The 14,714-nt window shown below is 32.3% G+C and carries 18 protein-coding genes; 13 read left to right on the top strand and 5 right to left on the bottom strand.

The features are described 5' to 3' along the window. The first annotated feature begins 342 nt into the window (after positions 1–342). The 3 genes from ACIQXI_RS06730 to ACIQXI_RS06720 all read left to right on the top strand — a co-directional run bounded on the left by ACIQXI_RS06730 (position 343) and on the right by ACIQXI_RS06720 (position 2,345). Positions 343–951, top strand: coding sequence for a CPBP family intramembrane glutamic endopeptidase (locus tag ACIQXI_RS06730; protein WP_402922827.1), 609 nt, complete (start codon positions 343–345; stop codon positions 949–951). 106 nt (positions 952–1,057) lie between these two features. Beyond that, positions 1,058–1,744 carry an MBL fold metallo-hydrolase gene (locus ACIQXI_RS06725; protein WP_402922825.1) on the top strand — a complete coding sequence of 229 codons (687 nt, stop codon included), beginning with the start codon at positions 1,058–1,060 and terminating at the stop codon, positions 1,742–1,744. Positions 1,745–1,814: 70 nt separating this feature from the next. After that, positions 1,815–2,345: a GNAT family N-acetyltransferase gene (locus ACIQXI_RS06720; protein ID WP_402922823.1), complete on the top strand. Its 531-nt coding sequence runs from the start codon at positions 1,815–1,817 to the stop codon at positions 2,343–2,345. 140 nt (positions 2,346–2,485) lie between these two features. Here ACIQXI_RS06720 and ACIQXI_RS06715 read toward each other — a convergent pair whose 3' ends face one another. The 3 genes from ACIQXI_RS06715 to ACIQXI_RS06705 form a co-directional block, all read right to left on the bottom strand. Beyond that, complete coding sequence (locus ACIQXI_RS06715; protein ID WP_402922821.1) at positions 2,486–2,980, bottom strand: hypothetical protein; 495 nt, start codon at positions 2,978–2,980, stop codon at positions 2,486–2,488. Between the two features lie 165 nt (positions 2,981–3,145). Beyond that, the gene (locus ACIQXI_RS06710; RefSeq protein ID WP_402922819.1) at positions 3,146–3,598 is read right to left on the bottom strand and encodes a hypothetical protein; all 453 of its coding nucleotides are present in this window, start codon (positions 3,596–3,598) and stop codon (positions 3,146–3,148) included. Between the two features lie 153 nt (positions 3,599–3,751). Continuing rightward, entirely contained in the window at positions 3,752–4,204 is a 453-nt protein-coding gene (locus tag ACIQXI_RS06705) for a hypothetical protein (RefSeq protein ID WP_402922817.1), read from the bottom strand. A gap of 1,122 nt (positions 4,205–5,326) precedes the next feature. On the opposite strand from ACIQXI_RS06705, the gene ACIQXI_RS06700 reads away from it, so the two are divergent. From ACIQXI_RS06700 to ACIQXI_RS06685, 4 genes are all read left to right on the top strand, one after another. Then, complete coding sequence (locus ACIQXI_RS06700; protein WP_402922815.1) at positions 5,327–6,175, top strand: helix-turn-helix domain-containing protein; 849 nt, start codon at positions 5,327–5,329, stop codon at positions 6,173–6,175. A 39-nt stretch (positions 6,176–6,214) separates the two neighbouring features. Continuing rightward, complete coding sequence (locus ACIQXI_RS06695) at positions 6,215–6,388, top strand: helix-hairpin-helix domain-containing protein (RefSeq protein WP_402922813.1); 174 nt, start codon at positions 6,215–6,217, stop codon at positions 6,386–6,388. A 4-nt stretch (positions 6,389–6,392) separates the two neighbouring features. Further along, a complete protein-coding gene (locus ACIQXI_RS06690; RefSeq protein WP_402922811.1) occupies positions 6,393–6,560 on the top strand; it encodes a hypothetical protein in 168 nt (55 codons plus the stop codon). 263 nt (positions 6,561–6,823) lie between these two features. Next, complete coding sequence (locus ACIQXI_RS06685) at positions 6,824–7,459, top strand: response regulator transcription factor (protein WP_402922809.1); 636 nt, start codon at positions 6,824–6,826, stop codon at positions 7,457–7,459. A 44-nt stretch (positions 7,460–7,503) separates the two neighbouring features. Here the strand turns inward: ACIQXI_RS06685 and ACIQXI_RS06680 are convergent, their stop codons facing one another. Continuing rightward, positions 7,504–8,013 carry a DUF3841 domain-containing protein gene (locus tag ACIQXI_RS06680; protein WP_402922807.1) on the bottom strand — a complete coding sequence of 170 codons (510 nt, stop codon included), beginning with the start codon at positions 8,011–8,013 and terminating at the stop codon, positions 7,504–7,506. A gap of 540 nt (positions 8,014–8,553) precedes the next feature. Between ACIQXI_RS06680 and ACIQXI_RS06675 the strand changes: the two genes are divergently transcribed. Continuing rightward, positions 8,554–9,411, top strand: a complete 858-nt coding sequence (locus tag ACIQXI_RS06675) for a hypothetical protein (protein WP_402922805.1) — start codon at positions 8,554–8,556, stop codon at positions 9,409–9,411. A gap of 414 nt (positions 9,412–9,825) precedes the next feature. On the opposite strand, the gene ACIQXI_RS06670 is transcribed toward ACIQXI_RS06675, so the two are convergent. After that, positions 9,826–10,275 (bottom strand): hypothetical protein, encoded by a 450-nt coding sequence (locus ACIQXI_RS06670; RefSeq protein WP_402922803.1) that lies wholly within the window; start codon positions 10,273–10,275, stop codon positions 9,826–9,828. 260 nt (positions 10,276–10,535) lie between these two features. Here ACIQXI_RS06670 and ACIQXI_RS06665 point away from each other — a divergent pair, with 260 nt between their 5' ends. From ACIQXI_RS06665 to ACIQXI_RS06645, 5 genes are all read left to right on the top strand, one after another. Continuing rightward, positions 10,536–11,105 carry a hypothetical protein gene (locus ACIQXI_RS06665; RefSeq protein ID WP_402922801.1) on the top strand — a complete coding sequence of 190 codons (570 nt, stop codon included), beginning with the start codon at positions 10,536–10,538 and terminating at the stop codon, positions 11,103–11,105. A gap of 54 nt (positions 11,106–11,159) precedes the next feature. Continuing rightward, positions 11,160–11,561 (top strand): hypothetical protein, encoded by a 402-nt coding sequence (locus tag ACIQXI_RS06660; RefSeq protein WP_402922799.1) that lies wholly within the window; start codon positions 11,160–11,162, stop codon positions 11,559–11,561. A gap of 129 nt (positions 11,562–11,690) precedes the next feature. After that, complete coding sequence (locus ACIQXI_RS06655; RefSeq protein ID WP_402922797.1) at positions 11,691–12,464, top strand: hypothetical protein; 774 nt, start codon at positions 11,691–11,693, stop codon at positions 12,462–12,464. Beyond that, the gene (locus ACIQXI_RS06650; RefSeq protein ID WP_402922795.1) at positions 12,454–13,236 is read left to right on the top strand and encodes a hypothetical protein; all 783 of its coding nucleotides are present in this window, start codon (positions 12,454–12,456) and stop codon (positions 13,234–13,236) included. The genes ACIQXI_RS06655 and ACIQXI_RS06650 overlap by 11 nt, the downstream gene beginning before the upstream one ends. A gap of 791 nt (positions 13,237–14,027) precedes the next feature. Continuing rightward, complete coding sequence (locus ACIQXI_RS06645; protein ID WP_402922793.1) at positions 14,028–14,693, top strand: ABC transporter ATP-binding protein; 666 nt, start codon at positions 14,028–14,030, stop codon at positions 14,691–14,693. Positions 14,694–14,714 lie beyond the last annotated feature (21 nt).

Below are 14,714 nucleotides of genomic sequence, written 5' to 3'. Positions count from 1 at the left end.
TAATGAATAAAGATCAAATACATATACATAAATAAACTAAAACCGTTCCAAAGCCACGAATGTTGTACCATCAACGTTTTCGTGGCTTTTCCTTGTGATTATTATGGGTACATGTTTGTATACATTTTTTAAATAACTATCATGGCAATGCATTATTTGGAACACCGTTGTACTTGCCGTTAACCCTTCAATTTCGGATACCTAATCATCAGAAATAGAATTAATAAATAACGTATAAAATTTAATGATTTAATTTATATATTTAATGATAATCATTAAATTATTATTGAAATTATTTCCTGTATTCTATATGCTTATTGTAAATTGAATTGGAGGGATTCTATGATTATTGAAAGTTTTATTAATGCAGTGATACAAATCATATTATTTTCAATCATCCCATTTTGTTGGTGGTGGGTGTTCGCAAGAAAGAAATATTCATTTTTGGCATGGCTTGGTCTACAAAAACCAATCATTGAAAATAAAGCGTATTACAGTCTGTATTTTCTTATCGTGATAGCATTATTAGTAATCCCGATTCATATAATTGTTCACTATTTTGTAGATCAATCTTTATTGGCATCCGAACGTTTTGCAGGACTTGGATTTGCAGCAGTACTACCTGCGCTCTTCTATGCGGTTTTCCAAACAGGTTTATCAGAAGAGCTTTTCTTTAGAGGATTTTTAGCAAAGAGATTTATTGCTAGGTGGGAGTTTAAAAAGGGCAATCTACTGCAAAGTATACTTTTTGGTACCATCCATGGCTTGATGTTTTTATCCTCTGTTCAGCTAATAGGGGTGGTTTTCATCTTTATTGCAACAGCATTAGCTGGCTATTTAATGGGCTGGATGAATGAAAAAGTATCGAAAGGCTCCATTATTACGAGTTGGGCAATCCATAGTATTGCGAATTTCCTTGCTGCAGTTTTGATAATGTTTAATTTTGTATAGAATGACCAGTTATTTGAAAATTTAGTTATTGTAGAAAATTCCAAGTTACCTTGTATAATTAATTTCAAGAATTTTCACTTTTTAAAAAACGTTTGGAGGATGTAACATGAAAATTATAGAACTACCTATAGTATTTGAATTTAATGGACAAACAAATACTATTTTTCCTAGTTTAATTATAGCGAATGATGAACTCACGTTAGTAGATACAGGCTATCCTAATTTTTTACCATTGATTGAACATGAAATTATCAAAAAAGGCTATGAAATGAAATATTTAAAGAATATCATCATTACGCATTATGATGATGATCACATCGGTTCTTTATATGATTTCAAAGAAAAATATCCTTGGATTAATATCGTCGCCAGTGAAATTGATTCGAAATATATTAGTGGAGAATTAAAGTCGGAGAGATTGGTTCAGGCGGAGGCATTACTTGAACATATGCCACTTGAACAATTGGAATTTGGCAAATGGTTTATCAAGCAACTAAAGGATTTAAAGCATGTTGCAATCGATCAAAAGGTTCAAGATGGTGACACGATTTTACACAGCGAATGTCGAGTAGTTGCCACACCTGGACATACATCAGGGCATATTTCTTTATATTTTCCAAAGTTAAATAGTGTGATTACAGGTGATGCAGCTGCTAATGAAAATCAAGGATTAGTAATAGCGAATCCACACTTTTGTTTAAACATGGACAATGCAAAACACTCTTTGCGTAAGATTCAAAACCTGCAAGCTGACACGTACTATTGTTATCATGGTGGGAAAATTACTATTTAAAAAGGCATGATGGTGTGTGGGTGTTTCGCAATTCTTTAAAAATATACTTTTAAGAATTGGGGCAATAGGAATGAACACTAATAAAAACCTTTCTCAGCATATAAAGATAAGACCTTTAACGACAAGTGACTATCCAACTGTTTTAAAATGGAGCCAAGATGCAGCTTTTTGTTCAGCCAATGGATGGCAGTTAAATAGAAGCCCTGAAGAACTATATCGTTGGTGGCTTAAATGTGTTAGCAATGTAACGAAAAACTTTATACGAATGGGTATAGAATTTAACAAAAAATTAGTTGGCTACGCAGATTTAGCCTGTATTAATGATAAAAGTGCGGAGTTAGGTATTGCTATCGGAGATAGTCAATTGTGGAGGAAAGGAATTGGATTTTACTCTGCCATCTGTATGATAGAGTTTGCCTCACAACAATTAGGCGTTACAACGTTTAACGCAGAAACACACGAAGCGAATGTACGCTCAAGAAAAATGCTTGAAAAATTAGGCTTTGAAGAAATTAGTAGGTTAGGTAGTGAAGAATACTTAGGGAAGAACAGCCAACTAATACAATATAACCTTTCTACCGAAGAGCTGTGGAAGTGTTGAATTACTTAATATTCAGCTCACTTCATTATTTTAAGTTTTTTACAATATTGCAGCACTCTATTAAACATTATAATGACATGCTTTAATAGAGTGCTTGATTATCGTTTTCCATTTTTATAAATTAATTTAAAATAGATGCATTAAAACTTTTTCTTAAGCTTACGTTGTAGCACTTTAAGAGAAGTTTTATTTTTCTTTGTTAATTTTTTCAATGTTTCTTTAGCGTATTTATTAGTAGGGTCTAATGCTAAAATTTTATGGCAAGTTTCAAGGGCTTTTTCATTACTCACTAACTTATCGGGCACTTCATTTAGGAATAATAAGTGTTCTAATGTGTCGGGATCTTGTTCATTTGTCAAAGCTACTAGCCTTTCGGCGTGAAAGAGTGCGCAGTGATAGGCACCTTCTATATGCGTTAATGAACATGTAAATAAGGATAATGCAAGATTGTGTAATTCAATGGATTCTTCCTGCATTAATAAATAGTGTAAAAAAGTATAACTCATTATATTACCGTTATCGTAAGTAATCGATATTAGTTCGCTTTGAAATTGGTCGAATTCGCTTTTGAGGTATAACTCTTCAGCATCTTTAAAGTTGCCTGATAGAATAAGTTGTTCTAGATTTTTTAACATGGAATTATCACCTACGTATACTGATTTTTAGCTATTTAAACATTTTAAATGGCATTAATAGAGAATAAGGGGCACTTAACCATATTTAATACCACTAGGTTAAAACGAATCCTTATAATGTTTTAACCTAGGGCTTGTACGTTTTTTCCATAAGGATATAAAATTTTATTTTATCTTAGGTAGTAACTCTTCAAGGGAACTTTTTGCGGTTTTATTCGAAGGGTCTAGCGCCAATATTTTATGACAAATTTCAATCGCTTTTTCATCACTTACTAATTGATCGGGCACAGTATTAAGGAATAATAAATGTTCCAAGCTAAGTGTATCTTGTTCATTTGTTAACTCGACAGCCTTTTGTGCGTGATAGAGGGCACAATGATGGGGGTTGCCGATAGGTGTTAAAGGGATGACAAATAATGAAAAGGCAAGATTGTGTAACTTGGCTGACTCTTCTTTCATAAATAAATAAAGCAAAAAGGTGTAATTAATCATATTGCGGTTATCGTAAGCGATAGATAGTAGCTGATCATGAAATTGTTGGAAGTCCATCTTGTGATACAATGCTTCAGCATCTTTAAAGTTGGCTGATAAAATGAGCTGTTCTAAATTTTTTAACATGTTTCATTCTCCTTTTGTTATATTTTCGTAACGAAGAAAATTTTATTGTTTCTAGGAGCTTTTTAGTTTTTTAAAATTTACGCCTATTCATTAATAGGGTAGAGAGCTAGATAAGAAAGGCGCTTTACTTTTTTCACAAATGCATAAGACCGTTTACTTCATTCTACGTTGCAACTTTTTAAGTAAACTTTTGGCAATTTCATTCGAAGGCTCTAACGCTAAAATTTTATGGCATGTTTCAAGTGCCTTTTCATCACTAACTACTTGATCGGGCACCTCATATAGGAATAATATAAGCTCTAAATCCCCTACATCTTCTTCATTTGTCAATTCGATAGCTCTTTGTGCGTGATAGAGAGCACAATGATAGGCACCTTCGACAGGTGTTAAAGCATGTACACATAATGAAAAGGCAAGATTGTGTAACTCTGCGGTTTCTTTCTTCATTATAAGATAATGCAAAAAGGTATAGTAAATCATATTACGGTTGTCATAAGCACTGACGATTATTTCATCATCAAATTGCTGGAAATCCATTTCGTGATATAACGCTTCAGCTTCTTTAAAGTTGCCAGATAGAATAAGTTGCTCTAGATTTTTTAGCATAGATTCATCACCTACATATACTGATTTTTAGCTATTTAAATAGCATCAATAGATAAGAAGTGCACTTGAAACTAAATACCACTAGGTTAAAACGAAGAATTATAACGTTTTAACCTAGTGCTTGTAAATCCATCTATTCACATATGTAATCGTTATTTTATTTAGTTTTACGTTGTAATTCATTAAGGGAACTTTTGGCGGTTTTATTCGAAGGGTCCAGGTCTCAGCATGAAGGGGAAATGCCACTATCCAAAATGGCCACTTTAACCTTTTTGTTAGTTAGTTTTTAGCTATTTACAGAAGTCGGTTGAACCGCACAATACCCCCAAATTGCACTGTCTTTATCTCTACTTTTGAATGGCGTAGAACAACATAACAACAACTACAATGCGTTTTTTAATATCCTCATCACCCTTTTTCTAAAAAATGCTGAAGGACTCAAAGTATATACACTTGGAAAACAATAAGGGAATTAATAATCCAATTTTGATGCTTCTATAATAAACGAAAATTTAATGATTTTTTCAAAATATTCCTAAAAGAATATTAAAAAATCAGTTTTACGATTGCTATATTCTTTTGGGAATATTTCGTTAAAATAAGCTGGAATATTAGGATATTTGTAAATATAAGAAATAAAAAACGACAGTGTTCGTGCAGGGGTTAGGTAGGACTAGGGGTATGTTATTAGATTCTATAAACCTAAACTTTGTTATGGGGATATTGGGCTTGCTAACTGTTGTTACGGCTTTCGTTTCATTAAAGATGTTAAGTGGAATGTTTAAAGAAGAAAATACTAGTTACACGAATTGATTGGTTATTTGAAGCCAAGTACTTCTATAAATCGAAAAGCTTTGCAAACCTTCTTCTATAAAGTCGGTTTACAAAGCTTTTATTAATGGACAACAAAAAAACGTAAATTGTACAATAAAGGTAGAACTGGTCATCACTGATAACATTAGTAGTTGCTGAAGCTTTGCTCTAGTGTATAAAGTATATTGCGTTTTATTTACTACAGCAATCAATTTAATCACCCCCTAGCGCATTACATCATTGCCAACATTTCTATTGTTTTAGCTAAATATTCGTAAAAGAATATTTTGTAAAGGAGTGAATGGTAACGTGAAAGGTTATGGTGAGACGATAAAACAAATTCGGATTAGTAAAGGGTATACCCAAAAGGATGTAGCCGCTCACTTATTAACACAAGGTGCGTATTCTAAGTTTGAAAATAACAATACCGAGATAAACTTAGGAACGATGCACGGTATTTTACAGCGGTTAGGCATTCCATTTGATGAATTTTATTATATTCAAAATGGTTACCAATATAGTCAACGTGATGAAATTATCATTCAGTTTTATCGTGTCAATACGCATGATGAAGTACTACTTGAAGGGCTATGGAAAAAGTGCCAATACTATTTAAAAGAAAATAAAGATGATCTACAAATTAACCATATTGCAACTATTTTAGATGGATTAATCATTTTAGCTAAAACAAATGATTTAGAGCAGGCGAAAACGATTGTAGAACCAGTTTGGTATGACTTATCTAAACACAATCAACTTTTTGTCACTGAATTATATATGTTGACTACCATTCTCTTTTTATTTCCTTTGCCGACTGTTCTGCAAATGAAGCCATTTATTTTACGCCATATTACGATGTATGAGAACTTTCGAAATATTTCGCGCTTACACATTCATCTGTTGATGAATATTACGTTTTTATTAATGCGAAATAAAAACTATGCAAAAGCAAGGACAGAAATATTAAATACAATTATCTTATGCAAGAAAGAAAATGATTTCGTCCTTCTTGGGATATGTTATATACGAAAGGGTATTTGTTTAAATCATCTCGGTCTAGTAGGAGAAAAATGGATACATAAGGGGAGGAACTTGTTAAATGTCCTTGAGCAATCCACTTTACTAGAAACAATTGAACAAGATATGAAAAGATTCTAGCTTAGTAACGTAAACATTAACAAGAGAGGATGTGCAGATATGACAGAATGGCCGAAAGGTGTTGCCAAGCCAGCTATACGAGCATTAAATGCTGCTGGCTATACACAACTACAACAATTAAAAGACGTCGATTTAGCGACATTAAAAAAATTACATGGAATGGGGCCTAAGGCGCTTGCTGCAATTGAAGCGGCATTAAAAGAAAGTAGGTAACGATTTGAATAAACTAAGATTATTTTTATTAGCAATGCTCATCTATTATATCCTTGTTATTTTTATTGTCAGTAAGCTCTTTATTTTTCCAATTATCAAGGTTATGATGCTCGTTTTCTTTATAGGTGCAGGCTTTATTTTTTCAAGAAGGATGCGCAACAAGTTACAGTAGGTTAGAGGCTTTAGGTAAGTACATAGGTGTGCTCGATATTCACAATTTCAATTCAATCAATGGACTGGAAACGGAATATATCATGGCTAAAATTTTTAAACAAGGAAACAGTCGATTGACGAGGCAAAAGCCCTTTAATCGGCTGTTTTTTGAATGTTAAGTGTCTGCTTTAGATGGACGATGATTGGAGGTAAATGTCCTCGTAAAAGTGGTTAATACATAGTCGCAATTAAAATGAAACGAATTCGAAGGAAGTGATACGATTGATTTCAATTTTAGTTGTAGATGACTATCCCATTGTTCTAAAAGGTCTAAAAACGTTGTCTTTTGAGTTAGATGGTTTGCATGTAGAAACAGAGAAGAATCCTCAAAACGTTTTAAATAGAATGGAAAAAAAAGAATTCCATGTATATTTAATTGATGCTTGTATTGCCACAAAAAACAATCTAGAGCTTGTGACCCAAATTAAAGCAATGCAGGAGCAAGCGATCGTTATTTTATACGTTAAGGAGATGAATTGTTGCTATTATGCACTACTATTCGAAAAAAAGGTAGATGGTATTCTTATAAAAACTGCCCCCATTGAGCAAATCGTTTCGACAATTCGATTGAGTGTTCATGGAATAATGGTGATTCCAACTGATTTTTTAGATTATATACATGACAAAATAAATGATCGATTTACGCATTTAACATTAACGCAAAAAGAAAAACAGTTACTTGAGATGTTAATGAAGGGTTATTCCAATAAGAGAATCGCAGCAACATGCCATGTTTCAGTGCGAACAGTAGAACGTCGTTTATCTCAGCTTTTTTCACTGTTAGGTGTGTCTACACGACTAGAAGCAGTTGAAATCGCGAAAGAAAAACAATTACTTGATGAAACAAAAGAGAATTGAAAAAAAAGTGTCGAGTGAAATCGGCACTTTTTTATTTAGTATTTTTACCGAGCTGTAAATTCTTTCACTAAGGTAATTTCATGTAGCATTACCTTACCAGTCACACCTTGAACTGTACTCTCTCCCCAATCAGGGTGTTCTGCTAAATATTTTAAATTAAATATTGTTTTCCAACTTTCTTGTATGGATTGTTGTGATAAATTTAGTTCGAAATCTTCTTTTGCCTCAATATTGCAATAGTCACCAACTAGAACAAAATACCATGCTTGAAAATCTGAGAGGAGAACTCTTTCATCTTCAATGTCTACTTTTAATAGAACTCCGCGAGCGCCTTTTTCTAAATGACCTATTCTTCGAAGATCTGGCCTATCTTTCCATACCCATACTGGATACTCACCTTGATAATTTGGAAGTTCCTCAACCATTTGTTGCATCATCCAATGATATGGTTCGATAAACTCTGGCCATATATGCTCACGGACACCGATAAGATAGCCGATTTTTTTTACTTCCTGCCATTTTTCAATTGTTTGAATAGTCCAATATATACCCATAGCTCCTCCTTAGTCGTTAAATCAATCTAATATTAATTATAACTATATTTTTAGAGGCTTGGAACGAAAAGTGGCCATCTAACTTACTTCAAACGCTGGAGGTACTATACTTATAGTAATGTATGAAATATAGTAGCTGCATTCGAGGTTTTGATGTATATTGCTATGCTTTTGCCAAATCCGTTTTGTGATTATATTTTGATTAAAAAATTTGTTGCACAAATGGTTGCAACCGACAAAAATTTTGTCGGTTGAAATGTCGGTTATTGTAATGGTAAGTTAAAGTTAACTCGAGTGAAAGTTAGAAAGTTGCAACTTTTAGAGGGAATTTTTTAATTATTTTAGCATCAGGATGAAGTTTTTATAGAGGAAATACTTTGGTTGTAAGTAATGATAACAAATACCTGTAGGTGGAAACTTTAATTATATAAACAAAGTTGTTTGTAATGTGTTAAGTGGTATATAAATCACGAAACTGGGAATTAATTAATACTAGATTCATATATTGAGATTTTAACATAATTTTCAGGAGGGAATTTTATGAATAATAAACTTAGTATATATTTTATGGTTATACTTTTGTTAATCATTAACATTTTATATAGTGGAACTGCTAGAGCTGAAACTAAAATAATCCATAATACCTTAAATGATTCAATTGTGCAAGTAGGAAATTTGATTAGCCATTCAAAAATTGTAGAAGAAAATCTTATAAGTGTGGATGATAAATCTAAACAAAGACTAATTTTGGAACTGGACAAAGAATTGAAGAAAAAAAATAGGAAGTATAATGTTGAAATTTCAGAAAGGTATAATGTATCAGATTACACTATTTTAGGTAGAACCCTGCCAGATGGTGAAATTCAATATTCTTTAAGTGTAAACTCTATTTCCTTTAATGATAAAGGAATAGTTAATAACGTAGAATTATTGAATTTTATATTTACAGAAGAATATAAGCTAATAAATGTTTATGAATTGAAAGGCATTTTAGATGAAGATAATAATGTTCACTCTAAATTATGGGTTGACACTAAATTAATTGGTACTTTAAATACTAATATTGAGACTATTATAAAAAATGAAAATGCTGATGCAATTGGTGATGAAATAGCTGAAAAGCAAAAAATTGAAAAAAATAAGTCTCTTATTAAAAAAAATTTTAGTGTTTCAGGATTAGCTAATCGGTGGGAATGTACTCAATCCTGTGTTGCTTCAAAAGGAGTTAACTTATTGGTGTTTGGAGCTATGCTCGCTGTTTGTGGATTAGTATGTAATCCGGCAGCACTTGCAGCTTCTGCAGGATTAGCTGGTGGTGCTTGTTATGCTTGTGCAAATTCTGCAGGGATATTAGGGGTTAATACAGTAATAAATTGTTGGAATACATGCCCTTACTAGAATGAGGTATTAAGGTATTTGATTTTATAGGTAATTAATTATCAAATACCTTAATATGAATATCTTGAAATTAACAATATATCTATCTATTTTTAGATAATATTTCATAGATTGAGGTGGATAAATGAAATTTTTAATAGGTTTATATTTAATTATGGTACTTATCGTATTTGTTAATTTCATCAGTGAATTTATTTTAGATGGTCGATATTCTGCAATTGCTAGTTGGATCATTGGTATGATGTTCTTTTTTGGAACAATCTTTTTTGCAAATGCTCGATATTATTTAAGTAGGTATGAAAAGTAGAAATCTATCTGTTTGTTAAGAATTAGATGAACCATTTGCTTTTTTAAATAAAAAAATAAAAAATCCTCTTATTCATTAATGTCATAAATCAAGATATCAAATAACTTTTAGTTCGTATAGACCAGTATTGCCCATTGGCCTTTCTCTGGTATTTGAACGCTCGATGGGGCGTGGGCATCTGCTCCATTATTTGCTCCTCCAAGTCTAAATGTCCAACCAGTCGTTAATATGGGATGCATTGTCCTTGTTTCTTTTTCATAACCTACAACCGTTAACTCTGTAGGATTGTCAATCCCCCAAAGATGCCACATCCACTTTTGGCCATTTAGGCTTGGGGCATCTGCACCAATTACTCCTGACTTGTTTTCATTTCCGATAATATTGTTATGGAGTGGCACCGCTTTTTGCTCCCAATCAATCTTTTCAAAATCACTTGCTTTAACGAAATTAGGAATGTCTTTCGGTAGTGTTATCTTGTTAATTGTTTCGTCTGAAGTACAAGCGGTTAACGATAATAAACTAAAAATTATTAGCATAATCAGTAATTTCTTATTCATATTATTTTCCCCCTTAAAGAACTAGACGATAGATGTCATTAGTATTTTCTTATTTTTATGACAATTTTAAAATGAATAGCTATTACTAGATATATTGACGGTACCGACAAAAATATTGTCGGTTGAGATGTCGGTCATAGGCAAGATAAAATTAAGTTAACAGATTATCGAAAGGAGGATTCATATGCCCTAAAAATAAACGTATTATATTTGTTATTTGCCCACTTTTGTTAATAGTAGGAATTGGAAGTCAAATAGTATTGGGTAAAGAAAGCAATGCTGTAAGCAGTGGTGAGAGTAACCTTGAATTTGCTGTAGCGAAGGTGTTACGTGAAATGCCTGATATCGCACATAAACTGCAAGCAACAACGAAACAACGTGATGTAAACTTAGCTTCAGTAGAAAAATCGTTGGATAACAAAAAAGCAGAGTTTCGACTAAAAGTTCATAATGAAATGAGTCATTTGAAACATGACAATGCTTATTTGGAAAAAGTCGCTGTAGAGGAAACAGAAAGGTATATAGATGCGTTACGAATAGCGAAAGAGATTTATGGTGTAAGTATTTCCCAAGAGGAAGTGAATCAATATATTGCTACAAATGTTGCGGATATCGTGTTGCCCGAAAAAGAACGCTATGCTAAGGCACTGGGAATATCGCTTTATGAATTAGATTATAGCTTTGATCGAGATTTTTATGTAATGGACACGCTATGGGATAAATTAATGCCGGTTTTATTGGATCGGTACCCTCAAGAAGTGGGGGAAGATAATAATTTATATTTAGATAGAATAAAGAATCAATTTTATAGCCATTCGCTAACTAAATGACAACTATAATAGTACCAAAAAATATATTCGCTAAGCTAATAAGGAGGAGATTTCATGAATAAGATGAAAGCTTTAACAGTATTAGGACTATCCGTAATGATGTTTTTTGGCGCAACGGGAGTAAGTGCTTATAATGCTAAATTTAGTTTTGATATGAATACAGGTCTTTGGCATGCAAAGGTATATTCTGCCCCAGCATATAAATATACAAAAGATGAAGATCCATATCTAAAAGTGGACTATATCGAATCAAAGGTAAGGACGAAATTTTTGGTGGTAAATTCCAATGGCGATGCTAGAAGTTCAACTTTGACAACTCGCACTGCTACTTCTAGTTTATTGACGAATCAAGGTATGGCTCAAAATCATCAATATCGAATGAGCGCTCAAACCGATGATGGGAATTGGTATAACAGGTACAATGTTACAGGGGCTTGGAATCCTGATTCTTATTAAAATTTATACTGAAAAGGTTTCCCTCCATATTTTTATGGAGGAAAACTTTCTCAATTGAAAATTTTTTAAGAATAGACGGTGATAATCATGCTTAGGAGAGAATTAATACGTGCCATCTTCAATAAAAGAATGGCACTAGTAATTTTGGTATTGTTTATTTTGTGTTATTTTTCTGCCTATAGTTCTCTGTTAAGTACGCATTTTTTTATTGATAGAGAAGCAGATGACTTAACAGCTGAAAACTTAAAGTATCTTCTTGAAGTGGGTGGTAATACATATCATATTTGGCTGAATGGTTTCCATTTTACACAAATTATATTTGTTTTGGCCGCCATCTATCCTTATGCTGCATCGTTTGTAGCTGAGAAAAGAGGTCATTTTCATTATTTTTCTATCATCCGTATGGGGCATTTAAAATATCGTATTTTTAAATTATTTGCTAATGGTATTGCTGGTGGTTTGGCTCTATGTATACCGAATGCGCTGTTTTTCTTAGCGATGAGTGTCTTTTTTGAAAATAAAATGCTCTATCCATTTGAATTTCAGCCAGACGGATTATTAGGGGATTTATTTGCTACGACTCCTTTGCTATATATTTTGTTTGTTCTAGCTAGTCATTTTACTTTAGGTTTTTCTATAGCTATTTTTGCTATGGGCATAACAAGTTTCTTTTCAAAAATTGTCTATGTTTATACTATTTCTTTTGCTCTTTACTTAACGTTTGATATTTTTATTTCTAATTTAGATGGGCTGCGAAAATTTGCATTAACTAAAATTTATTATGTTATGTCGAGTATCGATTTACATGGAAGTGATGTTGTTCTTGTAAATTTACTATTAGTTGTACTTGGCTTAGTTGTAAGTTATCTGAATTATAAATGGGAGTTGAAAAATGGAAGCTAATTTTTTGAGAATTACTTGTCAAAGAATTTTAAAGAGTAAAAAGTTTCTATGGATTTGCGTTTATATACTAATATTTCCGTTCATTGTATTACTTATGAATGACTGGTCCGTTGATAGTAACATTTGGAATGGTGTATTTTTTATCTTTGGTAATCGGTATCTCTATTTCTTATTAATTGTGCCAGTGTTTCTAATTTTTCTGTTTGATTTAGCTAATGAAGGTAACCTACGTTATTGTGCTGGAAGGTTATTGACAAAAGTTTCGGTGGTAAAAGTTCACATTAAGGCGATGATTTTACATTGCTTATTTTTAACAATTTATGTTTTTGCTGTAGTTATTATAGAAGCGGTTTACATACTTGGGGGAACATTCAATTGGAGCGAAGAAACCAAATGGAGACATGATCCATATACGTTATTTTCTCTTGATTTATCTCCAATTATTGTTATTAGCCTTTTTGCGATAAAGTTTTTTATGACCCTAATTTTTTTAGGAAGTTTTTATTTGTATTGGCAAAGTAAAACAAAAAGACAGTACAGTAGTTTAGGTATGAGCATCATCTTCTTTCTATTACTTTTTAATGCTATTGTAAATTTCTACAATATTCCTTTTCTGAATATATTGGATTTTAGTTTTATAAGTATCTATTATTTGGATCCTTATGTAAATTCGATTGTACTCTATATAATCATGTCACATATTCCATTAACTATTTTAAGTGTAGGACTGTTAATTTTTTCTTTGCGTTTGTCTAAAGGGGTGAATTTTTAACGAATGCCTTTGCAAATCCTATCGATCATTCGTTACAATATTCGTTTTGTATCTAAAAGAATGTTCCTTTTTCTCGCCTGGCTAATAGCGACGGTGATATTTCATGCGATATATAATAAGGGCTATGCACATTATACAGCGATTGATGTTTATTTAATATGCATCGGGATGGTGACAATTGAGAAACTACATGTTATTCAAATCTTGATCATTTTACTTCCCTATTTTGGAATGGCAATGATGGTAGATGTCTATATTGCGCACATGATGGGGAAGCACGCTATTTTTAGTATGCTACGAATAGCAAAGCGACTACTTTTTATTACTTCGCATGTTTTATCCCTCTGTTTAATTATATTTGCTATGTTATTCATCTATCAAATGATGTTAATGATTAGTTCGTTTACGCTATATGATCGTACTTTTCCGTTTACTGAATCACTTTTCACAGGGATGGCAATACCTCTGGAGAATATTTTTCTAAGGCTAGTACTTCCTGCGTTTGTTGGCCAATTTATTGGTGCTTTTTGTGTTGCATGTGTTCAACTTGCGGTTTCCATTCAATTTAACCGACTAAGTAGTGGGTTTATTTTTGTTGTCATTCTTTATTTTTTACAATTAGTTTTCCCAATAATAATAGGGCATCACGTATTTGTTGCTAGCATTCTAATAGATCACGTAAAATATATATTCTTTTTGATAACGCAGTTGCTAGTAATAGGGGGCTGTGTGATATATCTCTATGTTTTGAGTAGAAAAAATATATTAATTTTTTCGGAAAGGGGTTAATGATGCAACCGTTTATTGTAGAAGCAAAAAATATTTCAAAAACGTTTAAAAAGCAGTTAGTTTTTCACTCCGTATCTTTTTCATTGGAAAAGGGGAAGGCTTATGGCTTTATCGGTCACAATGGATGTGGCAAATCGATTTTATTTAAAATTGTTAGCGGTCTTCTTTCGCCTGATAGTGGTGAAATAAAAGTATTTGGACAAACGCTCGGACAAGAAGTTGATTTTCCACCAAATACCGGGATTGTCATTGAAACCCCTTATTTTCTTGATGACTACACTGGTTTTCAAAATTTGCGCTACTTAGCAGCCATTCAAAATAAAATAGACGATACCATAATTAAGTCGACCCTTGAGAGAGTAGGTCTAGATCCTAATAATAGACAACCTGTAAAAAAGTATTCCTTAGGTATGAAACAAAAGTTAGGTATTGCACAAGCCATTATGGAGGACCCAGCTTTACTTATTCTTGACGAGCCATTTAATGGACTAGATAAAAAAAGCGTGCAAGTTATTCAAACTTTATTACTCGAACTGAAAAACAATGGTGTAACTATTCTTCTAACAAGTCATATGCAAAAAGATATTGAATTGCTTTGTGATGAGGTATTTGAATTTAATGATTATAAGTTAGATAAAATAAGTGTTACTGCTGAAATGCGGTGTTAATAAGATAAAAATATGCTCTCA

Source organism: Lysinibacillus sp. NPDC097195, assembly GCF_044762075.1.
Classification (GTDB): Bacteria; Bacillota; Bacilli; order Bacillales_A; family Planococcaceae; genus Lysinibacillus.
This window is presented reverse-complemented; position numbering and strand designations above follow the sequence as displayed.